This is a genomic window from Rhodococcus sp. ARC_M6, assembly GCF_022810305.1.
Classification (GTDB): domain Bacteria; phylum Actinomycetota; class Actinomycetes; order Mycobacteriales; family Mycobacteriaceae; genus Rhodococcus_F.
In genome coordinates this window covers 1-13,541 of the sequence record NZ_JALGQH010000048.1, presented here as the reverse complement: position 1 = coordinate 13,541, position 13,541 = coordinate 1, and the positions used below count along the sequence as shown (strand labels likewise).

The 13,541-nt window shown below is 61.4% G+C and carries 13 protein-coding genes and 1 pseudogene; 12 read left to right on the top strand and 2 right to left on the bottom strand.

Translation table 11 applies throughout. The annotated features are described in order from the left end of the window. Window positions 1-81: 81 nt before the first annotated feature. The 3 genes and pseudogenes from MTX36_RS28280 to MTX36_RS28265 all read left to right on the top strand — a co-directional run bounded on the left by MTX36_RS28280 (window position 82) and on the right by MTX36_RS28265 (window position 2,994). Window positions 82-1,302, top strand: a complete 1,221-nt coding sequence (locus MTX36_RS28280; protein ID WP_243622980.1) for a fatty acid desaturase — start codon at window positions 82-84, stop codon at window positions 1,300-1,302. Between the two features lie 195 nt (window positions 1,303-1,497). Beyond that, complete coding sequence (locus MTX36_RS30390; protein ID WP_308198263.1) at window positions 1,498-2,409, top strand: nuclear transport factor 2 family protein; 912 nt, start codon at window positions 1,498-1,500, stop codon at window positions 2,407-2,409. Between the two features lie 104 nt (window positions 2,410-2,513). Then, window positions 2,514-2,994: pseudogene (locus MTX36_RS28265) on the top strand (nuclear transport factor 2 family protein). A gap of 102 nt (window positions 2,995-3,096) precedes the next feature. Here the strand turns inward: MTX36_RS28265 and MTX36_RS28260 are convergent. Beyond that, the gene (locus MTX36_RS28260) at window positions 3,097-3,549 is read right to left on the bottom strand and encodes a nuclear transport factor 2 family protein (RefSeq protein ID WP_243622979.1); all 453 of its coding nucleotides are present in this window, start codon (window positions 3,547-3,549) and stop codon (window positions 3,097-3,099) included. 135 nt (window positions 3,550-3,684) lie between these two features. On the opposite strand from MTX36_RS28260, the gene MTX36_RS28255 reads away from it, so the two are divergent. From MTX36_RS28255 to MTX36_RS28230, 6 genes are read left to right on the top strand one after another with little or no spacing between them, the layout of a single operon-like run. After that, window positions 3,685-4,851 (top strand): acyl-CoA dehydrogenase family protein, encoded by a 1,167-nt coding sequence (locus tag MTX36_RS28255; RefSeq protein ID WP_243622978.1) that lies wholly within the window; start codon window positions 3,685-3,687, stop codon window positions 4,849-4,851. Next, the gene (locus MTX36_RS28250) at window positions 4,848-5,795 is read left to right on the top strand and encodes a bifunctional MaoC family dehydratase N-terminal/OB-fold nucleic acid binding domain-containing protein (RefSeq protein ID WP_243622977.1); all 948 of its coding nucleotides are present in this window, start codon (window positions 4,848-4,850) and stop codon (window positions 5,793-5,795) included. Before MTX36_RS28255 ends, MTX36_RS28250 begins: the two co-directional genes overlap by 4 nt. Then, window positions 5,795-6,910, top strand: coding sequence for an acyl-CoA dehydrogenase family protein (locus tag MTX36_RS28245; protein ID WP_243622976.1), 1,116 nt, complete (start codon window positions 5,795-5,797; stop codon window positions 6,908-6,910). The genes MTX36_RS28250 and MTX36_RS28245 overlap by 1 nt, the downstream gene beginning before the upstream one ends. Beyond that, window positions 6,907-7,335 (top strand): MaoC family dehydratase, encoded by a 429-nt coding sequence (locus tag MTX36_RS28240; RefSeq protein WP_243622975.1) that lies wholly within the window; start codon window positions 6,907-6,909, stop codon window positions 7,333-7,335. The genes MTX36_RS28245 and MTX36_RS28240 overlap by 4 nt, the downstream gene beginning before the upstream one ends. Continuing rightward, window positions 7,335-8,513, top strand: coding sequence for a lipid-transfer protein (locus tag MTX36_RS28235; protein ID WP_243622974.1), 1,179 nt, complete (start codon window positions 7,335-7,337; stop codon window positions 8,511-8,513). The genes MTX36_RS28240 and MTX36_RS28235 overlap by 1 nt, the downstream gene beginning before the upstream one ends. 14 nt (window positions 8,514-8,527) lie before the next feature. Then, the gene (locus MTX36_RS28230) at window positions 8,528-9,349 is read left to right on the top strand and encodes a MaoC/PaaZ C-terminal domain-containing protein (RefSeq protein ID WP_243622973.1); all 822 of its coding nucleotides are present in this window, start codon (window positions 8,528-8,530) and stop codon (window positions 9,347-9,349) included. Window positions 9,350-9,460: 111 nt separating this feature from the next. On the opposite strand, the gene MTX36_RS28225 is transcribed toward MTX36_RS28230, so the two are convergent. After that, entirely contained in the window at window positions 9,461-10,231 is a 771-nt protein-coding gene (locus tag MTX36_RS28225; RefSeq protein ID WP_243622972.1) for an SDR family oxidoreductase, read from the bottom strand. A gap of 181 nt (window positions 10,232-10,412) precedes the next feature. Here MTX36_RS28225 and MTX36_RS28220 point away from each other — a divergent pair, with 181 nt between their 5' ends. The 3 genes from MTX36_RS28220 to MTX36_RS28210 all read left to right on the top strand — a co-directional run bounded on the left by MTX36_RS28220 (window position 10,413) and on the right by MTX36_RS28210 (window position 13,415). Next, window positions 10,413-11,174, top strand: a complete 762-nt coding sequence (locus tag MTX36_RS28220) for an SDR family NAD(P)-dependent oxidoreductase (RefSeq protein WP_243622971.1) — start codon at window positions 10,413-10,415, stop codon at window positions 11,172-11,174. A 204-nt stretch (window positions 11,175-11,378) separates the two neighbouring features. Beyond that, entirely contained in the window at window positions 11,379-12,419 is a 1,041-nt protein-coding gene (locus tag MTX36_RS28215) for a hypothetical protein (RefSeq protein ID WP_243622970.1), read from the top strand. 9 nt (window positions 12,420-12,428) lie between these two features. Then, complete coding sequence (locus tag MTX36_RS28210; RefSeq protein WP_243622969.1) at window positions 12,429-13,415, top strand: hypothetical protein; 987 nt, start codon at window positions 12,429-12,431, stop codon at window positions 13,413-13,415. Window positions 13,416-13,541: the final 126 nt, after the last annotated feature.

Genomic DNA, 13,541 nt, shown 5'->3' with positions numbered 1-13,541 from the left:
CGCACGTGAGATAACGCCGCCGACGTTTTCTCCCCGGGCAGTAGGGGTACCGCACGGGAAACCGACTCGAGGAGAAGCCCAGTGGCAATCACCGACATCAAGGAATACGCGCATCTCACCGACGCAGACGTTGAAGCGCTCGGCGCCGAACTCGATGCGATCCGATTCGACATCGAGGACAAGCGCGGTAGTCGCGACGCCAGGTATATCCAGCGGACCATCGCGTTTCAACGGTCACTGATGGTTGCTGGTCGAGTCGTCCTGTTCGCCAGCAACAAGAAGCCCGCGTGGATTCTCGGAACGACTCTGCTGGGCGTCGGCAAGATCATCGAAAACATGGAACTCGGTCACAACATCATCCACGGGCAGTGGGATTGGATGAACGACCCCGAGATTCACTCGAGTAACTGGGAATGGGACAACACATGCCCATCGTCAGGCTGGAAGCACTCGCACAATTTCGTACACCATAAGTTCACCAATATCGTCGGTCTCGACAACGACGTGGGTTACGGCATTCTTCGGGTCACACGCGACCAGAAATGGCACGTGGACTACCTTTTTCAGCCGATCACCAATGCACTGTTGGCAACGCTTTTCGAGTGGGGCGTGGCACTTCATCACTTGGAGACAGACAAGCTTCGCAAGGGCGAAGTGAAATGGTCGGACAAATCCGAGATGGCGCGTGACGTGGGGAGGAAGATCGCTCGTCAGGTGGCCAAGGACTACATTCTGTTTCCCGCGTTGACCGGCCCGGTGTGGAAGACGACGTTGACCGCCAACGCCGTCGCAAATCTCATTCGAAACTACTGGAGTTACGCGGTCATCTTCTGCGGCCACTTCCCGGATGGCGCCGAGAAATTCACTCTCGAGGAGTTCGAAAACGAGACCAGGGCGCAGTGGTATCTACGACAGATGTTGGGTTCGGCAAACTTTCACGCCGGGCCGGTTATGGCGTTTATGAGTGGCAACCTGTGCTACCAGATCGAGCATCATTGTTTCCCGGATCTGCCAAGCAGCCGGTACTCGGAAATTGCTGTGCCGCTGCGAGAACTGTGTGACAAATACGATCTGCCGTACACCACCGGCCCGCTGTGGAAGCAATACGCGCTGACATTGCGGACCATCTGGAAGCTGTCGTTGCCCAATCGATTTCTCTCCGCATCTCAGGATGATGCGCCGGAAACTCACTCGGAGTTGAAGTTCCGTGTTCGTGGCGGGTTCAAAGAGGTATTCGGAGTTGATCCGAAGACGGGGAAGCGTCGCGGATTGCGGACCGCGATCGCGATGGCGTCGAACTGACGGCCCAATGTCGAACTGACGCCCAATGTGGACGTAGTGACATTGGGTCGCTATTGCTACGCTGCAACGGAATTGACATCCCAATCGGCGTCCCGACGATTGGGATGCTTCCCGGTATCCATTGCGATCCATCGCTACCGTACAAACCAGGATCCGTAGCCGCAGGACAGTGCGCTCGAGAAGATTGGATGAACCGTGACCGCCGGAACCGTGATCGATTTGGATACCCTGCTCGCGGAACGTGAGATTGCGCGTGCCATCACCCGCTTCGCCCGCGCAATGGACGATCGCGAATGGGCGGTACTGCACGCCATCTTGCTGCCTGACGCCACAGCGGATCTCGGCACCGGCACTCTGCACGGCCCCGCAGAGGTGGAAGCCTTGATCCGCTCGTTCCTCGACGACTGCGGACCTACCCAACACCTACTGGGCAACATGTTGATCGACGTGAACGGGACCGTCGCAACCAGTCGCACCTACGTGAGCGACCTTCACCTCGGCGCTGGGGACAGATCCAGGATTAGCTTCTCCACCCTCGGTGACTACCACGATCGCTGGCTCCAAGTCGACGGGACGTGGCGAATGAGCCATCGCACCAAGAAGATGCGTGGCACAACCGGTTCGATCGAGGTCCTCGGCCGCGGGCCGAGTATCGGCGCCACATCGCGTCCGCACCCCAATTCACACACCGCGGCAGAGGACATCAATGCCCTCATGCAGCTCAAAGCCCGCTACTTTCGCCTGATGGACACCAAGGACTGGACTGGCCTCGCCTCCGTGTTCAGCGATGACGTCGTCATCGACATGACTGAAACCGGTGGGGGCATTACCCATTCCGTCGCGGACTACATGCCGTTCCTGCGGGCCAATATTGAGAACGTCAGTACCGTCCATCATGGACACACTCCCGAAATCACTCTTACCTCTCCTGCTACTGCCACCGGAGTCTGGGCGATGGAAGACAAACTGTGGTGGCCGACCGGCGGAGTACTTACGCACCTGCACGGTTACGGCCACTACCACGAGGAATACCGCAAAACCAGTGATGGTTGGCAAATCTGCTCCATGCGCCTGTCTCGACTGCGCACTGACACCACTTTCAGCTGACTTCGAAGCTGTGTCGATTTGAATCGCCTGTAAGTGTTTGTGGCGGTACTGAATGGAGAAGGCCAGTGGCGGAAGCGTCGACACTCAATTTGACCGAGGAACTCATGTCTATCGAGGAGATCAAGCGGCTCTTTGCCTCGCGTCTGCGTGTGATGGACACAAAGCAATAGCACCTGTATCCGACCCTACATACCGAGGACGTAGTGAGCGAAACGTTCGGTAGGCGTGTAGACGGCGAGGAACCGGGGAGTGTGAAGCCATCCGCGATTGTGGGTCGTAATGCGCTCAGAAAGGCCATCGAGAGCGTTTTGGGGACCGACGGTGGTTACGACTGCTCACCACGGCCATACACCTGAAATTGCTCTCACGTCCGACACGACTGCTACCGGAATCTGGGCAATGGAGGATGAACTGTGGTGGACAAACGGTGAGAATGAGGAGCATCTTCATGGCTACGGCCACTACCACGAAAAATATCGAAGAGTGGACGGCACCTGGTTGATCAGCTATCGCAATCTCGCTCGCCTTCGCGAGGTCCACACGCCGAATTTCCTCGACTACAGGGTTGCCGCCCAGCACATTTGACGGTGAGCCCCCTGCTTAGGGAACTGGTGGGGTCGCGGTGACGTACCTACCAGTTCTCGCCTCGTCGGTGTCTTGCGAGCGGCTGACGACTGATCAGCTGCCCTATTTGCCGAGCAAGATGACCGGCACATCCTCAGCGAAATCGACGACCAATTCACGGCGGGAGAAAAGCCAGGTTCCGGCGACCTTCTCGAAATTGTCCTGGTACCGAATCTCGATCCGGTTGTTGCGGAAGTCCTCGCGGCGGGGATAGATGTGGTGCGCGGAGCAGTAGGCCTCGCCGTGAGCGGTGGTAGCACTGTCTTGATCGAGGATCTGCTGTTCGACGATGTGTCGCGTCGAGTGCAGGTGTGCGACGGCGCCCACAACGGAAGTGGAGATGACGGCGTTGCCCGAGATCTCCGTCGGAGCGTCGGTTCCGTTCAACGCCGGCGGTAGGACGAACTTCGCGTTTTCGGTGAAGAGAGCCGCGAGCGCGGTGGGATTTCGGCGGTCGACGGCCTGTGCGTACCTGGCAGCCAAGTCGGTGAGCGCGATCCGATCCGAGGGTTCCATTGACCCATCTCAACCTATGTGACGGGACTCATGCAGAGCTTTCCCATTCAACGAGACCTTTTCAGCGCCGCAGTGGCCACGTCGTTAGCGTCCAGACCAAGAGTTGCTAGCCATGAATGCCATAGGAGAACCGCGATGGATCTGAGGGAATCGCCCGAGCAGCAGGAGCTCCGCAAGGAGTTGCGCGCGTACTTCGCAGCGCTGCTGCCGGAGGAGAAGCGCCGCGCTGCCGGTGAACAAGGTGTGGGCGGCGAGTACTTCCGCGAGATCGTGAAGCTGCTCGGCAAGGACGGCTGGCTCGGTATCGGCTGGCCCGTGGAGTTCGGTGGTCAGGGTCGCTCGATCGAGGAGCAGTTCGTCTTCTTCGACGAGGTTCAGCGCGCGGGTCTGCCATTCCCCTTCGTGACTGTCAATACTGTCGGCCCGACGTTGATGAAGTACGGCACTGAGGAGCAGAAGGAACGTTTCCTTCCGGGCATCCTCGCCGGCGACATCGTCTTCGCTATCGGCTACACCGAGCCCGAGGCCGGAACCGACTTGGCTTCGCTCAAGACTCGCGCAGTGCTCGACGGCGAAGAGTGGGTTGTCGACGGCAACAAGATCTTCACCAGTGGTGCCAATACTGCTGACTACGTCTGGCTCGCGGTTCGCACCGACGCCGACGCTCCGAAGCACAAGGGCATTTCGATCCTGATCGTGCCAACGGCTGACCCCGGCTTCGAGTGGTCGCCGATCAACACGGTCGGCGGTCTGATGGTGACGTCGACGTACTACGCCGGCATCCGCGTCCCCGCGAAGGACGTTGTCGGTGAGGTCAACGGCGGCTGGAAGCTGATCACCGCGCAGCTCAACCACGAGCGAGTTGGCTTGGCCGCCATCGGTGGTCGTACGTACGGCCTGTGGAACCTGGTCTTGGACTGGGCCAAGGAAAACGGCACCATCGATATCCCTTGGGTCCAGCAGGATTTCGCTCGCACACATGCGAAGCTCGAAGCGATGCGTCTGCTGAACTGGAAGATGACGGCTGCCGTCGCCCAGGACACCCTTTCGGGAGCCGACGCCGGTGCCACCAAGACGTACGGCACCGAAACTCACGTCGACGTGTACCGCACGCTGCTCGGCATCCTCGGCTCCGCCGGACGTATCCGCCCCGAGTCTCCGGGCGCGATCCTCGCCGGTCAGATCGAGCAGATCTCCCGTCAGGGCGTCGTGAACACCTTCGGTGGCGGCGTCAACGAGGTTCTGCGTGACATGGTCGGCACCATCGGCCTCGGCTTGGTCCGCGAAAAGAGGGTCAAGTGAGCGACTTTCAGACGCAACTCGAAGCCTTCGTAGGCCAGACGCTCGTCCCCACCACCTGGGGACCTGACGAGGTCAACATCCCCATGATCCGGCATTGGGCCGAGACCATGGGCGATACCAACCCCGTGTACCTCGACGACGAAGCTGCCCGCGCCACTGGCCGCGACGGTGTCGTCGCACCCGCGCAGATGCTCCAGGTCTGGATCATGCGCACCTTCACCGACAAGATGGCCGGCAACGACCCGTCGCAGGTGTGGACCGATCTGATCGCCACCCTCGACGCCGCCGGATTCAGTTCCGTCGTGGCCACCGATTCCGATCAGGAGTTCTTCACCGAACTGCGCCCGGGCGATCGGATCAACTACACCGAGGTCATCGAGTCGATTTCCCCGGAGAAGAAAACGGGCCTCGGAACCGGACACTTCGTGACGACGCTCAAGACCTATCGCAACGGTGACGACCAGGTTGTCGGCATTCAGCGGTGGCGCACCTTGCGGTTCAAGCCGCAAGAAGCCAAGACTCCGGAAGCTCCGCGCGAATTGCGTCCGCGTCCGGCGCTCAACGCGGACAACGCTTTCTGGTTCGAAGCTGCCAAGGAACATCGCCTCGTGATCCAGCGCTGCACCGACTGCAAGACCCTTCGTCATCCCACCGGGCCGATGTGCGGCGAATGCCAGTCACTCGCGTGGGACACGATCGACTCGACCGGTCGCGGCATGGTGTACAGCTTCGTGGTCAATCACCACCCCAAGATCGGTGCTTTCGATTACCCGCTCATCGTTGCGGTCATCGAACTCGAAGAGGGAACCCGATTGATCGCGAACATGGTGGGTATTGCGCCCGAAGATGTCGTGGTCGACATGCCTGTGGAACTTGACTGGATCGACGCCGACCCGGATCTGACGCTTCCCGCGTTCCGGCCGGCCGCACGCGAGGAGCACTGATGGACTTCAATTTCAGCGAAGAGCAGGAAGCTATTCGCGAACTGGCCGACGAGGTTTTCACCAGCAAGGCCACGATCGAGCGCACCAAGGAGATCGAACTCTCCGCTGAGCGCGTCGACCGTGAACTGTGGCGTGAACTTGCGACCACCGGTCTGCTCGGCATTGCGTTGCCGGAGGAGTTCGGCGGCGGTGGACTCGGCTTGGGCGAGTTGTACGCACTGCTCGAGCAGCAGGGTCGCCACGTTGCGGCTGTCCCCATCTGGGAGACCGCGCTCGCAGCCTTCGCGATCAACGAGTTCGGATCGGATTCGCTTCGCGCAGAGTTCCTTCCGGGTGTTGCCGACGGTAGCCGTTTCCTGACTATCGGTCTCGAAGAGTTCGGCCCGTACACGGGCGGCGACCCGCTGACGAGGGCATCGCAGGATGCCGACGGCAACTGGACACTCACGGGCGAAAAGGCCGTAATGCCGATCACGCATATCGCCGACCGCGCACTGGTTTCCGCGACGACGGCTACCGGTGCGGCGCTCTTCCTGGTTGATCTGGCTGCCGACGGCGTCACGGTCGAGCAGACGCAGTCCACCAACCACGAGATCTGTGCCAACGTCACCTTCGCCGGTGCGTCGGCGCAGCTGATCGGCCCCGCCGACGGCACTACCGTTGCATGGCTGATCGATCGAGTTGAGCTGGCATTGGCAGCAATTCAGTGGGGCGTCGGCTCGGGCGCAGTCGCTCAGGCTGTCACCTACCTGAACGGCCGCATGCAGTTCGGCCGTCCGCTCGCGACCTTCCAGGCCGTGAACCATCAGCTCGCCGACTGCTACATCGATCTCGAAGCGATGCGCGTGACACTGTGGCAGGCCGCTTGGCGCATCACCGAGGGCCTGGATCTCGGCACGTCGGTGCTCGTTGCCAAGTGGTGGGCCACCGACGGCGGACAGCGTGTTGTCCACCGCACCACGCACGTTCACGGCGGCATGGGCGTCGACACCGACTACCCCGTCCACCGTCACCTCCTGTGGGGCAAGCAGATTGCCGCCACTCTCGGCGGTGCCAGCTCGGACCTCGCGCGTCTGGGTGCTCAGCTCGCGTCCGGCGTCGAGGTGGTCGCATGACCGTCTTGACCGGTCGCAACTACGCCGACATCGCAGTCGGAGAGGTATTGCCCGAGTTGGCAATTCCGCTCACCCGCACGCTGATCATCGCCACGGCTATCGCCACCCGCGATTTCCAGGACGTCCATCACGACCCGAGCCTGGCTCAGGAACGTGGCTCCAAGGATGTCTTCATGAACATCCTGACCAGCAACGGCCTTGTCGGCCGCTACGTCACCGATTGGGCTGGTTCGGCATCGACGGTGCGCCGCATCGCCATTCGTCTGGGCGCACCCAACTACCCGGGTGACACCATGACGATGACTGGTGAGGTCGTGTCCAAGGAAGATGGCGTCGTCGTGGTCAAGGTGCAGGGCGCCAACAGCCTCGGCAACCACGCATCCGGAACCGTCACAGTCGCTTTCAAGGAAGAGGAGAACGCCTGATGGCGATTAGCCCGCTCTCGGGTGCCGCTGCCATCGTCGGCATCGGCGCCACCGAGTTCTCCAAGAAATCCGGCCGCACCGAACTTCAGTTGGCATGTGAGGCCGTTGTCGCTGCACTCCGCGATGCCGGTATCGACCCGTCCGAGGTCGACGGTCTGAGTACCTTCACGATGGAGACCAACGGAGAGATCCTCGTCGCCCGCAACTGCGGTCTCGGGGAGCTGAAGTTCTTCTCCCGCATCGGTTACGGCGGCGGCGCGGCGTGCGCGTCGGTGCAGCAGGCGGCGATGGCCGTCGCGACCGGTATCGCCGACGTCGTGGTGGTCTACCGTGCGTTCAATGAACGCTCCGGGATGCGCTTCGGTGCGGGTCAGCACGATCGCCCCATGGACAGCACCGCTGACCGCGCAGCGTACGCGTGGCTGACCCCGCAGGGCCTGTCGACGCCCGCTCAGTGGGTTGCGATGTTCGCCCGCCGTTACATGCACCAGTACGGGGCCACCAGTGAGGACTTCGGACGCGTTGCCGTGGTGGCGCGTAAGCACGCCGCCAACAACCCGGCAGCGTGGTTCTTCGAGCGTCCGATCACGCTCGAAGATCACCAGAACTCCCGCTGGATCGCCGAGCCGCTGCACTTGCTCGACTGCTGCCAGGAGACCGACGGCGGTCAGGCATTGGTCATCGTCTCTGCCGAGCGCGCAAAGACTCTGGCCAACAAACCCGTCATCATCAAGGGTGCCGCTCAGGGCAGTGCCAAGGATCAGCACATGATGGCCAGTTACTACCGCCCCGACATCTCAGGTATCCCGGAAATGGGTCTGGTCGGCCGTCAGCTGTACGGCCAGAGCGGCCTGACGCCGGACGACATCAACGCCGCGATCCTTTACGACCACTTCACCCCGCTGGTGCTTCCGCAGCTCGAAGAACTGGGTTTCTGCAAGCCCGGCGAGGCCAAGGATTTCATCCGCGAAGGCAACCTCGAGATCGGTGGACGCTTGCCGTCCAACACTCATGGTGGTCAGGTCGGCGAGGCATACCTGCACGGCGTCAACGGCATTGCCGAAGGCGTCCGCCTGGTTCGTGGTACGTCGACCAATCAGCCCGATGGTGTCGAGAACGTGTTGGTCACTGCCGGAACAGCGGTGCCTACCAGCGGTCTCATCCTCGGCGCGGTGTGAGAGAGGAACTGCAGATGACTGCTTCGGAAACTGTAAAGACCGCCGGCGATTGGCGCGGAGCCGATCTCGGTACCCGCACCGTCTCGTACACCGAGCGCGACGCGATCCTGTACGCACTCGCCGTGGGCGCCAAGGCAACCGAGCTGGACCTCGTTTTCGAGGACCGCCTTCGGGTATTGCCGACCTTCGCTCTGACGCTCGCGCAGTGGGCTCCGGATGCGTTGGGCTCGCAAGGTGCCTTCGACACGTCGACCGCGCTTCACGGCTCGCAGGAACTGAAAGTGCTTGCCCCGCTGCCCCGCAGCGGTGAGCTGACGCTGAAGGCTTCCGTCGGCGAGGTGTGGGACAAGGGCGCTGCCGCAGTGTTCGAGGTGAAGGTGGAGTGCGAGTACTTCGTCGCAACCTGGTCGCTGTTCGCTCCCGGTGCCGGCGGATTCGGTGGCGAACGCGGACCGTCGCGTCCGGCCGAGCCCACGGGTGACCCTTCGATGACCGGTGTCCTGACCACCGCCGAGAACCAGACGGCGATGTACCGACTCCTCGGCGACATGCACCACATCCACATCGATCCCGAGGCCGCGGCGCGTATCAACCAGCCGCGTCCGATCATGCACGGCCTGTGCACCTTGGCGGCCAGCACGCTCGAACTCGCTCGTGTCACCGGAGTTCATCCGGCTGATCTCGTGAGCCTCGAGGGTCGTTTCGCGGCTGCCATCCATCCGGGTGAGACTCCGGCCATCGCGGCGTGGGGAACTCCGGCGGACCTGGCCTTCCAGGTTCACAAGGACGGACAGCTGGCGATTTCTGGTGCGCGAGTGAGCTTCTCCGCTTCGTAGCACCCCCCAGTCGCAACTGCGGGGCGCTTGATCCCCTTCGCGCCTCGCAGTTGTTCATACAAAACAAGGAAGCCCCTGAGCGAATGCTCAGGGGCTTCCTTGTTTGCCGTTTCAGTTCTCGCGCATCGCCATGTAGCGGGCCGGGTACTCGCCGCCGCCATGAACAGCGATGTCGGCGCCGTTGACGTACGAGGAAAGCGGGCTGGCCAGGAACAGGCAGGAATTCGCAATATCCGAAGGCACAGCCATACGCTCCATCGGAAGCGTCGCGGTGATGGCAGCGCCGTCGCCGTACACCGATGCTGCAGCTTCGGTACGGATCAGGCCGGTGGTGATGTGGTTGATGCGAACCTTGGGTGCCCACTCGAGCGCCAAAGCCTTTGTCAGGACCAGTAGTCCGGCCTTGGCGGCACTGTAGGCGGCGGTACCGGGCTGCGGATCGATGGCGGAGACGCTGCCGATGTTGATGATGGCGCCGCCGTCGTCCTGGGTCTGCATTACAGCGTTGGCGGCTTGCGCAACGTTGAAGGGAGCCAACAGGTTCAACGCCACGATCTTCTCCACGAAACGCGGCGAGACGGTGGCTGCATCGGCGTCGGGGGAGCCGCCGGCGTTGTTGACCAGGACGTCGACCCGGCCGTAGAGGTCGACGGCTTCCTGGACGAGGGCTGCGGCGTCGGCGGGATCACGAACGTCAGTGGCTTTGAAGGCTGCGGTGCGGCCGTCGGCCGAGGGGAGCGTTTCCGGCTCGTTTCGGCCACAGACCAGCACGTTTGCGCCGGCGGCCAGGAAGGTTTCGGCGATGACAAAGCCGATGCCCTTGGTGCCGCCGGTGACGATCACCGAACGTCCGCTGAAATCGACAGGGTTGGGGAGTGACACGGTGGAGCCTTCCTGATGCCGGGGCCGAGCTGAATTGCCGCCCACTATGATTGACGCGGCATGGCCGCACACTTTAGGGTCAAGCAAGTGCTTGGTTGTTTAGTAAGTCGAGTGTAGACGACAAACACCGGCAGTCACCAGAATCGACCAGTCCCCGCGTCAAGGACATTGGAGTAATTACATGGGCAAGCTCGACGGCAAAGTTGCACTGATCACCGGTGCCGGCCAGGGAATCGGACAGGGAATCGCCCTTGCATTGGCCAAGGAAGGTGCCGTCATCGCGGTTGCCGGGCGCACCGAATCCAAGCTCCACACCACTTGCGGACTGCTCGCCGACATCGGCGCCCGCGGCGAGGCTGTTGTCTGCAACGTCAGCAACAAGGACGACATCACCGCTGCTGTGGATCGTACGGTCGAGGTGTTCGGCGGAATCGACATCTTGGTCAACAATGCCAACGACTGCAAGCCCGGCCCGCTGCTCAGCGTGCTCGACGAGGACTTCGAGCGCTCCTTCGCAACCGGTCCGCTCGCGACCCTGCGCATGATGCGGGCAGCGCATCCGCACATGGATGCCCGCGGCGGCGGCGTCATCATCAATATGGTCACCTCTGCAGCCGTCCGTTGGGACGCCAGCAACTACGGTGCCTACGGCTCCATTAAGGAAGGCATGCGCGCGCTCACCCGCGCCGCAGCCTGCGAATGGGGCAAGGACAACATCCGCGTCCTCAATGTCGCGCCGCACGCCCAGACCCCCGCTCTGCAGTGGTGGATGGACAAGAACCCGGAAGAGGCTGCTGCCTTCGTTGCCGGCATTCCCCTCGGCCGCGTCGGCGATCCCGAAGCGGATATCGGACGCGCGATTGTCTTCCTCGTCGGCGAAGATGCCGGCTACCTGACGGGTGCGACCATTCCGCTCGACGGTGGCCAGTCGCGCTGGGGCTGATCTTTTGCTGTGCGCCTTTATTAACCGCGGGCGGTTAATAAAGGCGCACAGCGAGGGTAGTATCGACCCTGCCCCTGGTTTTCCCCTGTGTTTGGATGCGTCGCAACATCCGGATTCATGAGGCCAGGGGCTTTGTTGTGTCTGGAGGGTTGTGTCTGGATGTCATCTCTTGCGCGATTCGTTTTAGTCACTTAGACTAAAACTATGAACACGGTGACGAACACAATGAAGATGATCGAGGCGGTGCGAGTGCCGAGTGAAATATTCGGTTGTCCGACAGCTGATTTCGATACTCAACGTGCTGCGCGACGCCGATTTCATCGGATGGCCGCGGCGGTGCATCCGGATCGTGTGGATCCGGTCTACGAGGTCCGGGCTACTGCCGCAGCAGCCCGTCTCAACGAACTGTTTCGGACCTGGAAAGCGGAAGCGGATACGCAGGAACTCACGTATCGCGGGGATAGTGGCACCTACACACTGGGTTCTCACTGTGCGCGAGGTTCGATCGCCGATCTGTACCGGGTCCAAGGCGCACAGCACATCGTCGTCAAAATCCCGCGAAGTCCTCGGGCAAATCCGCTGATGGAGACGGAACGCGCAGCACTCACCGACATCGCGACTTCGGCTCAGGGTGACGACGGGTGGATGTCGGCTTACTTCCCGAAACTCGTCGACCGCATCACGCAGAGTGACCCGGTGACGGGGGAGGTTCGCCAGATCAATGTCCTCGATGATCTGTCCACCGGATTCATCACCCTCGCTGATGTTCACTGTGCCTACCCGGACGGTCTCGATCCTCGGGACTGGGCGTGGATGCACCGGCGTCTACTGCGGGCACTTGCGGCTGCTCACCAAGCAGGTTGGGTGCACACCGCAGTGACGGCGGACAACGTGCTGATTCATCCCGTCCTGCACGGGGTGGTCTTGGTGGGTTGGTCGTTTGCAACCAGACCGGGGGATCGGCCGGCGGCGAAGATCAGTTCCCGCCTCGATTCCTACCCTCCCGAACTCGAAGAATCTGTCTCACCAGCTTGGGATGTCTACATGGCGCATCAACTGATGTCGACCATGATCGGCGATCGAATTCCCAGTCGTATGAAGGCTTTTGCTCTCGGCTGTATGCAGCCGAATCCGAGTCTGCGTCCCGACGCAGTCGATCTACTGGGCGAGTTCGACGAACTCCTCGATCTTCTCTACGGCGAACGCACGTTTCGGGCGTTTACCGTTCCCTCCACGAAAGGGTAGTGATCCATCATGGGATACGGATATTGGGACGACAATACTTACAAGGCGGGCAAGACATTTCGTGCCGCCCGCGGTGTCGACGATTTCGGCTACACCGATTCGCTTCGAGCACGTCCGCGCGACACCTGGAAAGCCGATCCGACGCTCGATCCCTTCGGCGTTGACAAGCGTGAATGCCGAGACTCGGACGGGCACCCTGATTCCTTGCCGATAGCAGTGCTATTCGACGTAACAGGGTCGATGGGTGCCGTTCCGCGCATCATGCAGGACAAGCTCGGAAAGCTGCACGGACTGCTGCAACGTAAGGGGTATGCGGATGATCCGCAGATCCTGTTCGGCGGTATCGGCGACGCGGACAGTGATCGGGTTCCCCTGCAGGTAGGGCAATTCGAATCGGGAAATGCGATGGACGAACAGCTTCGCACCATCTTCCTGGAAGGAAACGGTGGCGGCCAGAAATCGGAAAGTTACGAATTGGCAGCCTATTTCATGGCGCGCCACACCAGTACGGATGCGTGGGACAAGCGGGGCCGTAAGGGCTACCTTTTCATCATCGGTGACGAGTTGAACAAGCCCAGACTCTCGGCTCGCCACATTCGCAGCGTGATCGGTGACAAGGTCCGGTTGGATGTTTCCGTTCCCTCGATCTATCGCGAGCTGGAGAAGCGTTGGAACGTCTACTTCGTTCTGCCTGACCAGTCGTCGTACTACAACGATCCGGAGATTGCGGATCACTGGACGAAGCTGCTCGGCGAGCGTTTCGTCAAACTCGACGACCCCGCTGCGGTGTGCGAACTGATCGCACTCACGGTTGGCATCGGCGAAGACCGGATCGATTTACGTGACGGACTGGCCGATCTCCGCGACATCGGTTCGGTGGCCGAAGCCGCGACGGTCGGAAAGGCACTTGCGCTGGCCGGTGAACATGCCCCTTCCACAGTGGCGGGATTGCCTCGCGATCTCGGAACCGGCACGGACGAAGTTGATTTCAGATAGAAGGGGATTCTCAATGATGTTGTCAAGCCGCAGAAGTGAGGGGAGCGGGTTCGTAGTTGGCGTGATCGCGGAGCATTGCCCACAGGACGTTGACGCGACGGCGTGCCAGTGCGAGGACGGCTTGGG

What these genes read in the sequence shown, in the direction of transcription:
- MTX36_RS28210 (WP_243622969.1), top strand. Translation starts at nt 12,429, where the DNA reads ATGGGATACGGATATTGGGACGACAATACTTACAAGGCGGGCAAGACA.
- MTX36_RS28260 (WP_243622979.1), bottom strand. Translation starts at nt 3,549, where the DNA reads ATGGAACCCTCGGATCGGATCGCGCTCACCGACTTGGCTGCCAGGTAC.
- MTX36_RS28240 (WP_243622975.1), top strand. Translation starts at nt 6,907, where the DNA reads ATGACCGTCTTGACCGGTCGCAACTACGCCGACATCGCAGTCGGAGAG.
- MTX36_RS28235 (WP_243622974.1), top strand. Translation starts at nt 7,335, where the DNA reads ATGGCGATTAGCCCGCTCTCGGGTGCCGCTGCCATCGTCGGCATCGGC.
- MTX36_RS28245 (WP_243622976.1), top strand. Translation starts at nt 5,795, where the DNA reads ATGGACTTCAATTTCAGCGAAGAGCAGGAAGCTATTCGCGAACTGGCC.
- MTX36_RS28255 (WP_243622978.1), top strand. Translation starts at nt 3,685, where the DNA reads ATGGATCTGAGGGAATCGCCCGAGCAGCAGGAGCTCCGCAAGGAGTTG.
- MTX36_RS28215 (WP_243622970.1), top strand. Translation starts at nt 11,379, where the DNA reads ATGAACACGGTGACGAACACAATGAAGATGATCGAGGCGGTGCGAGTG.
- MTX36_RS28220 (WP_243622971.1), top strand. Translation starts at nt 10,413, where the DNA reads ATGGGCAAGCTCGACGGCAAAGTTGCACTGATCACCGGTGCCGGCCAG.
- MTX36_RS28230 (WP_243622973.1), top strand. Translation starts at nt 8,528, where the DNA reads ATGACTGCTTCGGAAACTGTAAAGACCGCCGGCGATTGGCGCGGAGCC.